This window comes from Sporosarcina saromensis (assembly GCF_054901285.1).
Genome location: NZ_CM142738.1, coordinates 2,037,609 through 2,052,150, shown reverse-complemented (window position 1 = coordinate 2,052,150; position 14,542 = coordinate 2,037,609). Strand labels below are relative to the sequence as shown.

The following is a 14,542-nucleotide window of genomic DNA, read 5'->3' as shown; positions in this document are numbered from 1 at the left end:
GGACGCCCATTCGGTAAATCGCTGTATTTTATAGTCCGTCAGCAATCGACTTAATCTCTTCCGAAATCTCCGCATCCGTCATTTTCGGTCTACCATCGCTATGTTCGATCACAGACCGTTCAACCAAACGGCTATTCAGTTTGTACCATAGCTCCAGCGCCTTTATAGATGGATTTCCGTTATTACTCGTCCCCTCGATCAGTCGCATTAGCTGACTGTCCACTAGTGCGCGTTGTGCGTCGAGGTGCCTGTCGGATAAGTACGCCATGTACGCAATGAATACGGGGTCTTTCTTCCACGTCCATAACGATTGGCGCGACACACCGACCTCTGCGCCGATTTCATCTAAACTGCGCTTGCCTCCGTCTAATTTACTTTTAAACTCGTTCTCTACTAATAATTGCGCTGCGTTTTGCTGCTGGCCGGTTAATTCTGCGCGCATCTGCATAAGCGTGTATTTACTCATTCGTTTTCCTCCTGTTCATCGGCGGCTTCTAAAACCGCTTGTTCAAGTACTACTTGCGGCGCAACTACTTCGTCGTAATGTCGTTGATAGTCCGCAATAATCTCGTCAAGTTCTTCGTCGGTACCTTTAGATGCTTCTGCTCGATAAATATCCGCGTTCATAAACTGCTGGCAATTTCGCGAGAACTTTAGGTAGCTGTGTAACTTCGCAAAGACGCGATCATATCCGCTGTCCACATCGGCTAGTAAAGCGATTGACATGCGCAAGGCTCCGGCATAGAGTCCTTGTAAGGATTCCTCCGACCATTCAATAAGCGTTAGTAAATTGCGGTACTTATCGAAGCGCTCAACAGGGAACGGCTCGAGTTTTTTACTTTCGTCCAAGAAGCGTAGATATCTAGCAAGAGTCTCATACACAGGCTGTACTCGCTTAATCATTTCCGCTGCATGTTCCGCTTTTACAAAATGGCCCGGACGGTCTTTCGGCAGTCCAAGCGCTACCCTTTTCGCCCTTCTTGCGTCGATTTGCGACTGCAAACGCGCGATGTCTCTGCGTAATTCTTCAATTGACGGTTGTTCATTTACCAATTAATATCGACCCCTTTCTGCGCCACACTAAAAAGAACGACGACACTCCCTCCGCGCGAAGAAATGTCGACGTTTAAATTTCTATTATTCCGCAAGTAATTGTTCGAGCGTCGTTCGTGCGTTCTCGTCAGCAGCAAGTAACTTATCTACCGTATCTTTATAAAACGAGTGTTCAGCGACGATTTTGTGACTCATTCGCAACACCTCTTTGAGCGAAATAAGCTCGGAGTCAACCGCTTCATCTATCGCTTTTTCAATTTCTTCAAGCGTGTAAGGGTTGCCGGTGTGTCGAAGTGCTGCGTCAATTACGTGAGTAAAAGTTTCTAAGTCGCCCATTAACGCTTTACCGATAACTTCGTATGAACCTCCTTCGTGGATCAAGTTTAGATGTTTAATCCCTTCAAAGTTCAATTTCAAATCATGTGTTTCGCCTTTAATAGTGAATTTTAATGTCATAATATATTCCTCCAATAGTTTAATTTTTAATACTAAAATAGCGAGCACGTATGCCCGCTTTAACTACTTTCGTTTAAGTTGATGGAATCTTGGTAGCATGTAAATTCACCGGTATGAGGATCGCGCCTAATTGCGATGTACTCAAATGTTTCCGAAACCGCATCAGGATTTACTACACTAAACGCACGTTGAACGCCTGCAAGATACGTAACAGATGCGTCAACATACCCCGAATTGTCTTGCGGCTCAACGAAATCAGTACTTTCCACTGCTGCAATGAATTCATCTTCAGAAGGAAATATCCCAAATAACGATCCAGGTTGTGAAAATACATCGTAAGTAACTTCCGTATCAACACCAGTTACGAAAGTAATCTTGCATGACGAATTATCAGCATTGAATCCCGTTATCATAATTTGCGCTTCCCCGTCTTCATTCATTTTCCACCGAGTTAATGGATTCTTACGCATACGGGCTATAATTTCTTCTAGCGGCTGTACAAGCTCTTCAATATAAACGGCTCCCGAATTTTTTAAATCAGTTTTAATCGCGTCTACTAGTGAGTCAGAACCACCTCCTCCGTAAATACAGTAAGGAGAAAGTCGCTCTATTTTGGATTTTTTGCCCGAATATTTGTAATCAATTGTCTCACCACCAACATTCATCGAAAACACCTTTCTTGTATCACTGGACATCACGGTTAAGAATCCACCGAAATTTAGGCTTAATATTAATGTCATGTAAAACTCACCATCCTTGATGTAATTTTTTCTTCAGGCATCATATTCTTGATAAACGCAGTTAGTTTAGCTGCGCGCATCTTTGTCTTAGGGCTTGATTTTTCAATTGGGGAATTGATGTCGAAAATCTTTTTGAATGTCCCCGTGATATTATCAGCGATCCCCTTAATTGCTGTTCCGACTGAACCGATCATCGAGCCAATACCTTTAATAAGGCCTTTAATTACGTCAATACCGATTTGCTTCATTTCTTCCGGGTCAAAATACTTCTTAATATTGTCCCACACTCCGCTGACAATGCCTTGTATCGTTTCCCACGCGCCTTTCCAATCGCCTTGTAAAACCTTCATAACTGTTTGAATGACGCCAAGTACAATGTCGATAGCCGATGAAACAATCGTCTTAATCGCGCGCCAAGCGATGTCTACAACCGCCTTAATTTGTGGCCATACGACTTCAAAGACGCCTTTAATCAGTCCAAGTACAAGTTTTATCTGCTCCCATATGTTGCCGAAATGCAGCTTAACAACGGCCATTATCTGCTTACCGTTTTCGTCCCAAAAGTCTTTAAATTTTCCGAGGATATCCTTTCCGAAACTTACTACGTCTTTTAAGATGCTTGTCACTGTCTCTTTGACGCCATTAAACGCCTTGACCGTAAAGTCTTTAATCGCCTTCCACGCCGCATCAATCATATTGCGAAACCATTCGACTTTGTTATACGCAAGTACCAACGCCGCAACAACGCCAGTTATCGCCGCAATAGTTAAACCTATCGGGCCTGTTAACGCTGCAAAGACGGTCGATACCGCGCCAAAGCCTGCGATAATTTGCGGTATGAATCCGATCATTAGCATTATTGGACCGATAACTAACGCCAGCGCGCCTGCTAATGCTGTGCCGAGTACGACAAACTTTTGAAACGCCGGACTCGCTTGGTTAAACTTTTCGGTTAAGCCTGCGATTGTTTGGGCGAATGACATAACAAACGGTACTAGTTGGTCGCCGATAAGTATTGCCGCAGACTCAAACGCACCACTCATTTCTTCAAGCGCACCGCCGATACCGCCCATCATCTTCTCTGCTGCTTCTGCCGACGCGCCCGCACTGTTTTCTAATGCTGCCGTATTTGCGTTAATTACGTCCGGCCCTGCTTTCATCAAAGCCAAAAAGCCGGAAACCGCTTCTGTTCCGACTAGCTTGCCGAGCGTTGCTACTTTATCCGCTTCGGTCATATGCTCGGTCGCCTTTGCCAAATCATCGACCATTAACGCAAGTGTCTTAGCATTACCTTCGCTGTCCCGCATGCTGAATCCGAGTCTTTCCATGATTTTTTCCTGCGCCTTTGCCGGATTGTTTAGCGCAAGTAATGACGCACGCAAGGAAGTACCCGCATTTGATCCGTCTAGCCCCGCGTCTGCCATGATTCCCGCTGCCGACGCCAATTCTTCCAACGAAACACCTAGTGCTGCTGCCGGCGCCCCTGCGTACTTAATGACGTAAGACAACGAATCAATGCCTGCCGCCGAGTTGTTAGCAGATTGCGCTAATACGTCCGCTACGCGCCCAGCTTCGCCTGCCTCAATGCCCCATACGTTAAGTGCTGATGACACGGTGTCGGCCGTAAGTGCGAGTGATTCCGAAGAGGCTTCCGATGCCGCGATTACGCCGGGCATAGCTGCTATAATTTGCGTTGCGTTATAGCCTTTAGACGCCATATCCGTCATTGCTTCCGCGACTTCGCCCGCACTTTTACTCGTACTTGCGCCTAACTCAATGGCTGCCGATTTCATGGCGTTAAATTCCTCGGACGTTGCGCCGGCGATTGCGCCCGCCTTTCGCATGGTCGTGTCAAATTGTGCCGCAACCTTGACAGTTGATCCTAAAGCTACACTTAATCCTGTACCGACAGCAGTAAATCCAACACCGGCCTGCTTAAACGCGTCAAATGTTTCCGTGTTCTTTTTGGCGAAATCTGACATTTTGGACGTAGCTTCCTTCATGCCTCTCGCCAGCCCACTAATGTCGGCTCCCACTTTTACGAGAATGTCGTTATTCATGACGCACCGCCCCAAGCTCGCGTATAGCGCATAAATTTACGTCCGGCTGATAGTGAATACATTTCGGCTTTCGCGCCATTATCCCGTCTAATCTCGTGCATCGATTTGATAATATCGCAAAATGCTTCGCGCACTAGATTAAAATGGCGACGATTGTACGCCGACAACTTTAAGCCCTCTAGTTTCTCCAACCCTTCCATAAAGCGCTCTTCTGCTTCTTTTGCGCCTTGTTCTACATCGTCACCGCGCTTAGTTTCGAGTATTCGTAAGCCTGTTTGCGTGTAATATTCTTCGATGATGTCTAATATGTCTTTCTGTGTATTCATGTTTATCCCCCTTTTGACTTTGACTGACTTTGACCTTCGTAGGAAAATAAAAAGACGCCCCGGTCTAATTGGAACGTCCTTTTATAGCGGAGCAAATTTGCTTCGCCAAATGCACCCATGAGTGGTGTAGTCTTCGATTTGCATAATAAAGTGTGCCTTCGTAAACATCACGGTCGACATCGTAGTCCTCTTCGGTAATTCCAAAGTGATTGATTACATCATGTCGTGCGCGATCTTCTACTGTGTTCAGCATATTTCACCCCTTTTTACCTTAATTCGTAAGTAAAAAAAGACACCCGCAAAATGTGAGTGTCTTACAACTGCTATTCTTGATGCTCTTTTACTTCGTACTGAACGGAAATAGAGTCTGCAAAATTTGCTGTTCTTACGACTTTTCCGCCCCTTTCTTTTACCCACGCGAGAAGTTTTTCGTACTCCTCCTGCGTTTTCAAGTGCTTAGTCTCTCTGATATACATTAAATCAGCTCCTTTAGTTTGTTTTTTTAACTTTACGCTTAGTTAAATGTTACTCTTTTAACGATGTCAGATAAGCGCTTGCCTGCAAGTAGTCGATTAGACTTTTTCAACGCCTTTAGGATGTTGTAGTCTAATTGCGCTCCGACCTGTTTAGCGTCGAGGGATTTTTGTCTTATGTCGTTGTAAACGTCGCGTATATACCTTGTACGTGATACTTTATCAATAGCTTGTCCAAGTTCGTCAAGCTCCTTCTTAATGTCGGCAAAATGCGCGAGTAGTTCCATGGCTGTACCCTTATCAATTAACTCGACTTCTCGTTGCAGTGTTTCTAAGGCCTCTGTAAAGCTCGTTGCCATTACGACACCAGCCTTGATATGTCCAACTTTTACGCGCGCAACGTCCTTATCATAATCTGAGGTCAATTCGCCTGCTTTTTGTTGCGCATTATTTAATAGCTTGTCAAGCTCTTTTTTATACTCAGCATCAATCTCGTCTAATTTTTGATCGTATACCTCTTGTAATTCTTTCCTATCCTCTTTCTTAGCTTCGGGAGTGAGTCGGTCATTTGAGTCGATTGCTTCTAACTCTTTTTCTAATTCACTCGTCGCATCATCTACCGACTTTTTGTAAGCATTCAAACTTGGGAAGTTGACAATTTTAGCCTTGCCCTCTTCTACATAAGTCTGTGCGACGTGCTCCTCTAATGAATAAATATACCCTGCTGTGTTACTACTTCCACCAATAAATCCACTCTCAATCATATATACATCAACATTTTTCATAATAATTTCCCCCTAGTGTTATGATAGTTTCCTATAAATTCTTTTTACTTTCACTTAATAGTCTCCCGAGCTGGTCTATCGCTCCAAATCAGGATGCCATGTTTGTTATATTGTTTAACTTTCTTTTTCCGCAATTGTCGCGGCTGTTGCTTTTGATTTTGCTTTTTCACTTTTCCACCTCCCTCAACTTCAATATAGATGCTAGTTCGTAAATTCTTCGAGCGCCAACGTGCCTGCCGACCATGAACGTATATTCCTTGCTGTCCGCTGACGTAATGAGGACGCGTGTATTACCATGTGTACCATGCCCGCGTACAATTTCGATACAATGCATCGTGACACCCCGCTTTTCGCACACTTAGACGGTGGAAATGTGTGTAGTCTACAGATTTACGTTATAATACACAGCGCAATAGCTGTTCTAATCTATTTCGGGTATAAATGTTCATCCGGAAGTTAAAACGGTTTAAATCGCCTATTAGCTTTGTAAATCGGTCACACCAAACATGCGCATTGCCTGCCGTCTTTGCTCAATGGGTATGCGATATTGCACGCCCACAAGTCGCCCGCGATCCTTTGCGTTGCGGTACTCGGCGATTATGGCCCAGTCGTTCTTAGTTTTATAGCGCTTGATACGGCGCATTAGGTCCTTATCCTCGGTGTAAGCCGCGAGGAAGCCGGTACCAAAGCGCCAAACTTCGTTACTTACCCCTTCCACCTCCATTTCTATTGCAAGTCAAAATTTTATATGCTATGTTATAGTTGGGTTAATATGACTGAATGACTCAACAAACATAAAAAAGTCATCTGTGATCGGAAATGTTCTTGCATATGCAGCGCGCACTTCCGGAGAAGGCTCTCTTTGCCCGTTTTCTACCGCAGCTATGGTGCCAACAGATAGACCTACACTTTCCGCAAACTGCTTTACCGTCAACCCTTTCCACAATCTCATTAATTTGTAACTGTTCATTTTAAGCGCCTCCTTTTTATTCATTGTCCCGTTAAAAATTATGCGGGCTTTATTAGCCCTCCTACTGTAAAATGGCGTTTCCGTCCGCTAACTACGCAGATTTGTCAGAATTGTTTCGAGTTCTTTCACTTCTTCGTCGATCTGCGCTTAATTCGCACGTAGATAGCTTGGTCTGCTCCCCTTTCTCCGTCCTACCATGCTGTAAATCACATACATACCGCCGAAAGTCGTGCGCATAAAAGGCACCTTGACACTCTAGGCATTCTCGTACTCGTGTGATGTCTAGCCGCCTAATTCGGCGTAATGTATCGGCGTACTGATAGCCCTGTGACTCGTATTTCCGTGCGTATTTGCGGGCATTCATCTTAACTTTTTCGAGTTGTCGCCGGAAAGCGTCGACTGTCGGCGTAATTTCCGCGAATAGTTCATCCTCCACCGATTCGACTAACGGCAATTCGCGTTCGGACACTGAATATGGCTGCTTGGTGGGCGTAATTGATTCCGCAGAGTCTGCCGCGCCTGTATCCTGCTCGGACTCAAAGACGATTGAACGCTCTTTTTCCTTACGGTCAAATTCCCTTCGCAGTTCCGTATCGGGATTTAGTACGGGATAGTCGGCAAACTTCTCTTCTTCCTGCATGGCGCGTAAAATGAAATCCGCGAGCACTTCCGCGATGGTGAACGATGGCTGTATTACTTTCCGCCTTGTCGCTGGATGCCTTATGAACGGCTTGTCCACTTTTATAAGCGACGGATCGAGCCACTTCTCCGCAAAGTCTGCGGCGAGTTGATTCCGTTTCTCTTGCGGCATATGTTGCGTATAATATTCGTACCACAATTTATAAAGCGCGCGCTGTACTGCTATTTCAGCTTCTGTCAACATCCGGCTGCTCCCCTTTCGAAATTGGCTGTTTACCGGTCGGGAAGAATGTTACCCGACGGCTTGTCTATTCTTTGTTTTCTTTTAAGTTCTTTGGCGCATTAGGATATATAATTAGATACGTTGCGACATAACGCGTTAGCGTTTGGCGCTATGTTTTGTAAGTCTTAATAAGTAAGTCTTAATAGCGTAGGTCTTAATTACAGGAAGAATAATACCCTTACGCTCGGGAAGAATACTACCCGACCGGAAATGCAGTTTATTGCCCGACCGCACTTTTCCCCCGTGCTTTTGCAAGGCGCTCTCTGTCGATTTCGGCTTCTTCTATGGTCTTTTGCGCCAGTTCGTCGAGCTTTTCTAAATGCTTTTTTATTACCGGAAACTTTCTTAGTAATTCCTCGATTGTCTCGCATGGTTTATTAAAGAAATAATGATTATTTCCAAATTGCATGTTATACTTCGGCGTAATCAACTCTACTTTCTTCAATTTCGAGATTGCGCTCTTAATCGTCCTCGTACTCACCCCTAAGCTGATCGCCATATCCACTTGCGACGGGAAAGCATAGCCATATTGATCGTTATAATGACGCAATAAATGGCCGTAAACTACGATTGCAGTCGGATTTATGTCGGGATGCTTCATGTATACCGTAAATATCGAGTTCGGCACGCCTGTCCACCCCTTTTCTACCTCGAATGGAAGCGCTTTTGAAGGCGTTAGCTGCGTTTGCTGCTGTTGGTTGCGTTCAGTCATTTGTCATTACCTCCCATAATTTCGTCTAATGCCGTATTTAGTGCCGGTGTATTGCGGAAAACAAATACTAGATAGCCTGGTGTTTTGCGCGCCTGCTCTACGTCGAGCGGAAGAAAACCACGACGCATTAACGCACGGGCAACGCGTAAAGAACGGATACACTTTTGCGTGTTCATTTGAACGACTCCTTTCCTATTTCAATACTTTTAGTGAATAACTCTGCAATAGCTTCGTCCACTTTCTCCAGTATCAAGGCAAACTCTTCGACAAACCTTTCACCTTTACTCAATTCGACTATCTCTACCTTAATTTCTGTTAATCTGCAAATAGCTTGCTCTCGCGAGGAAAAATTTGAAATATATCTACTAAGAACTGTTGTAACTTCGACTGCAAACCTCATTAGATGTACAAACTCCATATCGTACATGGCCGGAGTGCCCGAAAGACCTCCATCGATAAGTAGTTTCGTAGTGTCACGGCTCACTTTCGCCTTGTCAAAATTAAGCACCGTCATAATATTTCACTCCTTTTCAGTTTTATTAAAGAGGAAGGCCGACCGAAGTCGGCCCTTAAATCGGGTAATCAATAAATAGCTCTTCATCCTCAAAGTCTATTAACTCTTCGACATCGAGATAATTTTTATTGCTAAATTTTATATGACGGTCAGCCGATTCCATAAATTCACGACGCAAGGCTTGACTTCGTGATTCGTTAACCAATTCCACCGGCACATAGACAAGTCCGCGCATGTCAGTTGCAACTAAATAAACGGCCTCGCGCTTCGTCCGCGTGACTACTTCTCCACTTATCTGCTCCAAATAGTGGATACGATCGCCCGCGACACTGCGAATTCCTACAATCACGCCCGTTCTTGGCCAATCGAAATTTGCAACATCATATTTACAGCTAACTTCCGGAACCCCAGTCGCTTTAATCCGCGCTTCCACTTTATCGACCATATCTACCGTGACGTTTTGCGCAACCAATTGACCCATAATTTCTACCGCTTGACCTAAAGTGAATTTCGTTTTCATTTTTCATCTTCTCCATTCGTTGGTTTATTTTTGCTGCTGTATATCAACGCAGTCGCCTGCGGAATTACCTCTTACTAGCTATATCGTTTTTGAAAACCCAAGTGCGGAGTTATTTGCGAATTTCTTTTCCGCCTTCTTACCGTCTTATATACAATGCGTGAGGTGTTTCGCACACTTTCGCTAACAAATGAATCGAAAGACCTATGCCCTAAACGCAAAAAAGGACGCCCGCAAGCGCCCCTCACCCTAGACAATCGGTTATAACCGTTATGCGACGGTCAAAAAGAAATAACTCGATCTCGTTTATTGAGCCCGTCAACGCGTGTAAGTCACGCAGTAACGCCTTGTCTTGCGTAGCCTTAAATTCCTCGCCAGCCGCGTAAAACTCCGCCTTTAGGAAGTCTAGCGCGCGTTCTAGCCGCCCCATTATACCGCCCCTTTGTCGCGATCATAGGTAGCTAGGCGCCCCAGCCGCTCGCCTACTTCGCCGTAATGATTGCGAAAGAAGTCACGCAAGGGTAGCAGCTTTAATGCCGTATCTTTTATGCGCGCACGGTCTGCGAGTAATTGGCGCATTTCGTCCGCGGTAGCTTCGATGTCGCCGCGCTTGCCTAGTTCATTGAGTCTGCGGTCTATTTGCGAGTTAAGTTTGCGGTAAAAATCGAAGTCAGCCGTAATAAGTTCGTTTAACGCGTCCAACTTCTCGACGTACTTATCATGCGGTTTTACCATGTTGCGCGCCCTCCTTTGCTTCGATAATGGCGACTACTTGCGTAAGATACGCCTTAGCCTGCTCGACTTGCGCCGGGTCTGCGGTTGACTTACTTGGTACTAGCGTCCATGCGCCGACTTTAACTGCCGTCATATTAAACGACCGCCTTTCGTGTCTCTTGCGCCATAACGTACGGCATTTGTCGATTGAGACGCGAGAGTAATTCGAATACCTCGATTATCTCGGCCGCATCAATTTCCGCGAACATGGCAGCAGCTTCCTCCGTCCAAATAAATTCGATTGCGTCCTCGTTATTAATGCGAAGTACGGCTTCCTTGCCGTCGTATACAAGGACTTCCACGTTTTCGATTATCGGCATAGTGCGAATATGCACCGTCCAGCCCTTTTCGATTTCCATTAGTTCGTCTTTAATTGTCAACATAGTTCATTTCCCCTTTTATGTTTTATTTTGTGTCCGTGATAAATTGGCCGAGTTCCCACACCGTCATATGCACCAGTTCCATAATGTCGAAGTTCTCTACGGTATTGCCTCGAAAGATTTCGACTTGATAGTGCTCACCGTCATCTACGTGTATCGACTTCTGAACGTCCGCCATCGGTTCGCTAAGTACGATAAAAGCCATTCCCGTGTCATTTGCGTCTAGGACTAGTCGAGGATTTATTAGCAAGCCCTCAAAGTACGAAATCCAACCATTCACGCCATCGCTGAAATCTGAATGTATTACCGTAATACGCCTCAACTGAATACCTCCCTTAAAGAATTGAATACTATAGTGTGCATTTATTAATTCTAACTATAAACACCTTAGTGTGCATTGTCAACAATTTTTAAGCATATTATAAAAAATAATTACACACCATAGTGTTTACTGGTTTATAATAGGAGTAGATACTAAAAGGAGGGAATAATGATGATAATCATTAAATTGCGGGAAACTATGAAGAAAAAGAATTTCAACATCGGGAAACTTGCGGAGGCTACCGGCATGCACCGGAATGGAATTTCAAAGATATTAAACGACAAGAATAGTGGAATTGAATACGAAACGATCGACAAGCTATGCAAAGCATTAAATTGTAAAGTTGGCGATATTATCGAATATGTAACGGATAGTGAGGACTCTGCGAAATAATCGCAGGGTCTTTTTTCGACGCAAAAGTGACGCAAGCAGGACGAAAACACTTCGTGATATACTAATGCCACGTTAAATAACACAAAGGGGGATTACCTTAATGAAGAATTTTCAATTCAAACGTAGGACAAGACGGACAGTAAATAACAAGATGAATTTAGAAGAAACACTAGAACGCTTTCTATATGCAAAACGACTCCAAAAACGAAGTGAAAGGACAATAAAGTCGTACGAGGGGGCATTGAAGAAATATATAGCATACTGCGAAGAAAACAAATTTGATGGTAGTAAACATGAAACTGTGGAATCATATATAAACTATCTATCTTTTAAAAAGACGAAGTGGGACGACCATCCGACAAGTCACTCTGACGTTGTAGGCGTTTCGGCGCGTTCGGTAAATAATGCGCTAAGTGTATTGCGCGTATTTTTTAATTGGGTAAACTCTCAAGGTATATCAGAAGATAACCCGACCGACAGAATTGAACGTCTGAAAGAGGATGATACCGGTTTCGAAGTATTCACAGACGACGAAATTAATCTAATACTGAATGCGCCAAATAAACGTACATATACCGGATTTCGCGACTATGTAATGATAATCGTTCTAATCGATACAGGTATACGTTTACGCGAATTGGTTTCTCTAAAACGTGGTAATTTTGAACTTAAATATAGACAACTTGTAATAGCGGCAGACACTTCAAAATCGCGCAGAACAAGAACCATTCCTTTATCGCATACTACAACTGAAGCTTTGCAAGAGTTATTCGACTTAATAGGCGTGGACGAAGAATACACTGACGAGCTAGTTTTTCTAACTCAATTCGGCGATCATTTCTCGGGAGATCATTTTGCGAAGAATCTCAAAAACTATGAGCGAAGATTAGGAGGATTAATTAAGGCACGAGTTAGCCCTCATACTTTTCGTCACTACTTCGCCGTTAAGTTCTTGCGTAATGGTGGTGACGCTTTTGCACTTCAAAACATTTTAGGGCACACTGATTTAGCGATGACGCAACGATATGTGCGGTATACAAATGCAGATTTGCAGGAAATCCACGATAAAGCATCGCCCATAGAATCGATAATTACCAAAAAGAGAATTGTACGAGGAAAAGTAAAATTCAGATGAGAATACTAGCCGCTTAAAACACGTAAAGGAGAACGATCTTGCGCACGGGGAGTTCGGTAAGTGGGCGCGGTCAATCGGGATGGACGAAAGTATTGTACGTAAATATATTCGAATAGTGGATGAACTGTACGCAAACCGGTATACGTATACTGAAATGGGTATGACTCTCTATCACATCGCAACCATGTCGGAAGAAGCGCGCACAGAAACGCACACAATACCGTCCACAGGCGCGACTAAGACGGTAGACGAAATGACTGTGCGTGAGTTGCGTGAGGTTAAAAAGGCGTTGAGAGAGGCTGAGGAACACTTTTACGTTATACGCACGTATAACAAATGGCGAATATTCTACCCTGCCGGTATAACGATCGTATAACATTGCATGCCAATCCTGCGCCGTAAATACACCAAAAGCTAAAATAAGTCCGCTATTGCTACGGTATAGCAGGGTTATTGACGCGCTAACCCCCGAAATGAAAATTTTGTTGCGTAATTTTTTTTGCGCCATTTAAGCTGCGTAGTAGAGCGTATGACCGCACGCGCAATACTGTCGATGTTATCGCGACCACCGCTCGTTTCCACGCCGTAATTAAACGTAGATGATGCCGTATTAATGTGCCGGCTGTCGCTGATAGTTGCGCAGTTTACCGAATAATTATGTAAATCCTCTACCGTAGAACCTCCACCCAAACGGACACGTCATCGGTTATACCACGGTAGCGGTACGAAGGTTTGACCGATCACGTCATCGTGTGTTATACTGTCGATACAACGTAAGCGTGACGCGGTTTGACATCGAATTATGACGATTGGTAAATAACGGGAAACTGCGATTAACCTTGACAGGGTAGCGGTCGCTGGTTCGAGCCCAGTCGGAATCATTGGGTGCCAAACCCTCGGAAGTATTGTCGGAACAACGATACTTCTCCGAAACAGTCCTATTAGGCCGGATGCCTAGGGGCTGTTTTTTTATATTTTTTTACCGAATGTCCACAATTTGTCTGCAGCTATTTTTCTAGTTACCCTCTTCTTCTGAATCATTCGAAGCGATTTACAGGCATTAAATATTTTTTTGTTCGAAACGGCTAAACAAGCGAATTAGATTCGGTTTTGATGGATAATAGTGATAAAATGTAATTACATTGGTAGGAAGGGTGAAACGATTTGAAGAAGATATTCACGAAAGCACCAATGATGTTTATTATTACGGCAGCTATTTTCGGGGGTGCGGCGACAACCCATTACACGACAATTACATATTATTTCACCGCACCACATTTGATACATGCCGACCCTCTTTGGGTGCGTGTATATTTATTCTTATACTATACGATTAGGACCACGATACCGTATGCGTTTTACTTCGTTGTTGCTTATTATTTACTAAAATTCGTCATCGTAAAAACCTACAATCGTTTTGCTAAGAGATAAACCTTTACAATTTCTAGTATACTATTATTTAATTCGTTAGAATTTTAAGCAAGTATTTAATCTACTGGGGGTTTTACTTTAAAACGAATAAACGTTTTGTTTGGACCACTTGTCATTGGTGGCGTATTACTTTCGGGATGCGGGATAGATAAAGAACCTAAAGCCATAGCGCAAGCACAGGAAGCCGAAAACGTTTCGCAAGATGAAGCTCTGAAGGAAGTTACTAAAGTTGAAGTCGCTGAAACTAAGCAGGTCATTTCGGAATACTTATCCCTTGAAGATTTCATTCAAGATACGTGGAATAATTGGCAACCTGAGTCTGAATATCGAAACCATACACAAAACGCCGCAACGGATACTTTGACAAATGCAACCAATATATATGTCGGATACTTTCACAATGAAATCACGGAAGCAGGTATGATCGAAGAATTCGAACGATTGTCGGTCGCCGCTTCGAAGTTTACCAACGGCGTTGAAGACGAAAAAAATCCCGAACTAATGGGCGAATATACAGAAGCATTGCGGGACATTGTTGAAAAACTTGGGGCTTGAAGAATAAGAAAGAGAGTCGAAGTT

At 43.9% G+C, this 14,542-nt stretch carries 27 protein-coding genes; 5 read left to right on the top strand and 22 right to left on the bottom strand.

Annotated elements, in window-relative coordinates:
- Positions 1-28: 28 nt before the first annotated feature.
- The 22 genes from ACVHUV_RS10340 to ACVHUV_RS10235 form a co-directional block, all read right to left on the bottom strand.
- Positions 29-466, bottom strand: coding sequence for a phBC6A51 family helix-turn-helix protein (locus ACVHUV_RS10340; RefSeq protein WP_462084556.1), 438 nt, complete (start codon positions 464-466; stop codon positions 29-31).
- Complete coding sequence (locus tag ACVHUV_RS10335) at positions 463-1,053, bottom strand: hypothetical protein (protein WP_462084555.1); 591 nt, start codon at positions 1,051-1,053, stop codon at positions 463-465. The genes ACVHUV_RS10340 and ACVHUV_RS10335 overlap by 4 nt, the downstream gene beginning before the upstream one ends.
- Positions 1,054-1,137: 84 nt before the next feature.
- Positions 1,138-1,509, bottom strand: coding sequence for a tail assembly chaperone (locus ACVHUV_RS10330; RefSeq protein WP_462084554.1), 372 nt, complete (start codon positions 1,507-1,509; stop codon positions 1,138-1,140).
- A 59-nt stretch (positions 1,510-1,568) separates the two neighbouring features.
- On the bottom strand, positions 1,569-2,249 hold the full coding sequence (locus ACVHUV_RS10325) for a hypothetical protein (protein WP_462084553.1): 681 nt from the start codon (positions 2,247-2,249) through the stop codon (positions 1,569-1,571).
- The gene (locus ACVHUV_RS10320; protein WP_462084552.1) at positions 2,246-4,309 is read right to left on the bottom strand and encodes a phage tail tape measure protein; all 2,064 of its coding nucleotides are present in this window, start codon (positions 4,307-4,309) and stop codon (positions 2,246-2,248) included. The genes ACVHUV_RS10325 and ACVHUV_RS10320 overlap by 4 nt, the downstream gene beginning before the upstream one ends.
- Positions 4,306-4,635: a hypothetical protein gene (locus ACVHUV_RS10315; RefSeq protein WP_462084551.1), complete on the bottom strand. Its 330-nt coding sequence runs from the start codon at positions 4,633-4,635 to the stop codon at positions 4,306-4,308. The genes ACVHUV_RS10320 and ACVHUV_RS10315 overlap by 4 nt, the downstream gene beginning before the upstream one ends.
- A gap of 64 nt (positions 4,636-4,699) precedes the next feature.
- Positions 4,700-4,888, bottom strand: coding sequence for a hypothetical protein (locus tag ACVHUV_RS10310; protein WP_462084550.1), 189 nt, complete (start codon positions 4,886-4,888; stop codon positions 4,700-4,702).
- 70 nt (positions 4,889-4,958) lie between these two features.
- Entirely contained in the window at positions 4,959-5,111 is a 153-nt protein-coding gene (locus ACVHUV_RS10305; RefSeq protein WP_462084549.1) for a hypothetical protein, read from the bottom strand.
- 38 nt (positions 5,112-5,149) lie between these two features.
- Positions 5,150-5,893 carry a hypothetical protein gene (locus ACVHUV_RS10300; protein WP_462084548.1) on the bottom strand — a complete coding sequence of 248 codons (744 nt, stop codon included), beginning with the start codon at positions 5,891-5,893 and terminating at the stop codon, positions 5,150-5,152.
- 166 nt (positions 5,894-6,059) lie between these two features.
- A complete protein-coding gene (locus tag ACVHUV_RS10295) occupies positions 6,060-6,227 on the bottom strand; it encodes a hypothetical protein (RefSeq protein WP_462084547.1) in 168 nt (55 codons plus the stop codon).
- 144 nt (positions 6,228-6,371) lie between these two features.
- Positions 6,372-6,536 (bottom strand): hypothetical protein, encoded by a 165-nt coding sequence (locus ACVHUV_RS10290; RefSeq protein ID WP_462084546.1) that lies wholly within the window; start codon positions 6,534-6,536, stop codon positions 6,372-6,374.
- A gap of 108 nt (positions 6,537-6,644) precedes the next feature.
- Entirely contained in the window at positions 6,645-6,863 is a 219-nt protein-coding gene (locus tag ACVHUV_RS10285) for a helix-turn-helix domain-containing protein (protein WP_462084545.1), read from the bottom strand.
- 91 nt (positions 6,864-6,954) lie between these two features.
- Entirely contained in the window at positions 6,955-7,746 is a 792-nt protein-coding gene (locus ACVHUV_RS10280) for a hypothetical protein (protein ID WP_462084544.1), read from the bottom strand.
- A 256-nt stretch (positions 7,747-8,002) separates the two neighbouring features.
- A complete protein-coding gene (locus ACVHUV_RS10275) occupies positions 8,003-8,497 on the bottom strand; it encodes a helix-turn-helix domain-containing protein (protein WP_462084543.1) in 495 nt (164 codons plus the stop codon).
- Positions 8,494-8,673 carry a hypothetical protein gene (locus ACVHUV_RS10270; protein WP_462084542.1) on the bottom strand — a complete coding sequence of 60 codons (180 nt, stop codon included), beginning with the start codon at positions 8,671-8,673 and terminating at the stop codon, positions 8,494-8,496. Before ACVHUV_RS10270 ends, ACVHUV_RS10275 begins: the two co-directional genes overlap by 4 nt.
- Entirely contained in the window at positions 8,670-9,011 is a 342-nt protein-coding gene (locus tag ACVHUV_RS10265) for a hypothetical protein (protein ID WP_462084541.1), read from the bottom strand. The genes ACVHUV_RS10270 and ACVHUV_RS10265 overlap by 4 nt, the downstream gene beginning before the upstream one ends.
- A gap of 55 nt (positions 9,012-9,066) precedes the next feature.
- On the bottom strand, positions 9,067-9,531 hold the full coding sequence (locus ACVHUV_RS10260) for a hypothetical protein (protein ID WP_462084540.1): 465 nt from the start codon (positions 9,529-9,531) through the stop codon (positions 9,067-9,069).
- A 241-nt stretch (positions 9,532-9,772) separates the two neighbouring features.
- Complete coding sequence (locus tag ACVHUV_RS10255) at positions 9,773-9,958, bottom strand: hypothetical protein (RefSeq protein ID WP_462084539.1); 186 nt, start codon at positions 9,956-9,958, stop codon at positions 9,773-9,775.
- A complete protein-coding gene (locus ACVHUV_RS10250) occupies positions 9,958-10,263 on the bottom strand; it encodes a hypothetical protein (RefSeq protein ID WP_462084538.1) in 306 nt (101 codons plus the stop codon). The genes ACVHUV_RS10255 and ACVHUV_RS10250 overlap by 1 nt, the downstream gene beginning before the upstream one ends.
- Positions 10,247-10,396 (bottom strand): hypothetical protein, encoded by a 150-nt coding sequence (locus tag ACVHUV_RS10245; RefSeq protein ID WP_462084537.1) that lies wholly within the window; start codon positions 10,394-10,396, stop codon positions 10,247-10,249. Before ACVHUV_RS10245 ends, ACVHUV_RS10250 begins: the two co-directional genes overlap by 17 nt.
- 1 nt (position 10,397) lies before the next feature.
- Positions 10,398-10,685, bottom strand: coding sequence for a hypothetical protein (locus ACVHUV_RS10240; protein ID WP_462084536.1), 288 nt, complete (start codon positions 10,683-10,685; stop codon positions 10,398-10,400).
- Between the two features lie 22 nt (positions 10,686-10,707).
- Positions 10,708-11,004: a hypothetical protein gene (locus ACVHUV_RS10235; protein ID WP_462084535.1), complete on the bottom strand. Its 297-nt coding sequence runs from the start codon at positions 11,002-11,004 to the stop codon at positions 10,708-10,710.
- Between the two features lie 171 nt (positions 11,005-11,175).
- Here ACVHUV_RS10235 and ACVHUV_RS10230 point away from each other — a divergent pair, with 171 nt between their 5' ends.
- The 5 genes from ACVHUV_RS10230 to ACVHUV_RS10210 all read left to right on the top strand — a co-directional run bounded on the left by ACVHUV_RS10230 (position 11,176) and on the right by ACVHUV_RS10210 (position 14,518).
- Complete coding sequence (locus tag ACVHUV_RS10230) at positions 11,176-11,397, top strand: helix-turn-helix domain-containing protein (RefSeq protein WP_462084534.1); 222 nt, start codon at positions 11,176-11,178, stop codon at positions 11,395-11,397.
- A gap of 100 nt (positions 11,398-11,497) precedes the next feature.
- Entirely contained in the window at positions 11,498-12,532 is a 1,035-nt protein-coding gene (locus ACVHUV_RS10225) for a tyrosine-type recombinase/integrase (RefSeq protein ID WP_462084533.1), read from the top strand.
- A gap of 79 nt (positions 12,533-12,611) precedes the next feature.
- Positions 12,612-12,908, top strand: a complete 297-nt coding sequence (locus ACVHUV_RS10220) for a hypothetical protein (RefSeq protein ID WP_462084532.1) — start codon at positions 12,612-12,614, stop codon at positions 12,906-12,908.
- A 788-nt stretch (positions 12,909-13,696) separates the two neighbouring features.
- Positions 13,697-13,963, top strand: coding sequence for a hypothetical protein (locus tag ACVHUV_RS10215; protein WP_462084531.1), 267 nt, complete (start codon positions 13,697-13,699; stop codon positions 13,961-13,963).
- 96 nt (positions 13,964-14,059) lie between these two features.
- Positions 14,060-14,518 (top strand): hypothetical protein, encoded by a 459-nt coding sequence (locus ACVHUV_RS10210; protein ID WP_462084530.1) that lies wholly within the window; start codon positions 14,060-14,062, stop codon positions 14,516-14,518.
- The last annotated feature ends 24 nt before the right edge of the window (positions 14,519-14,542 follow it).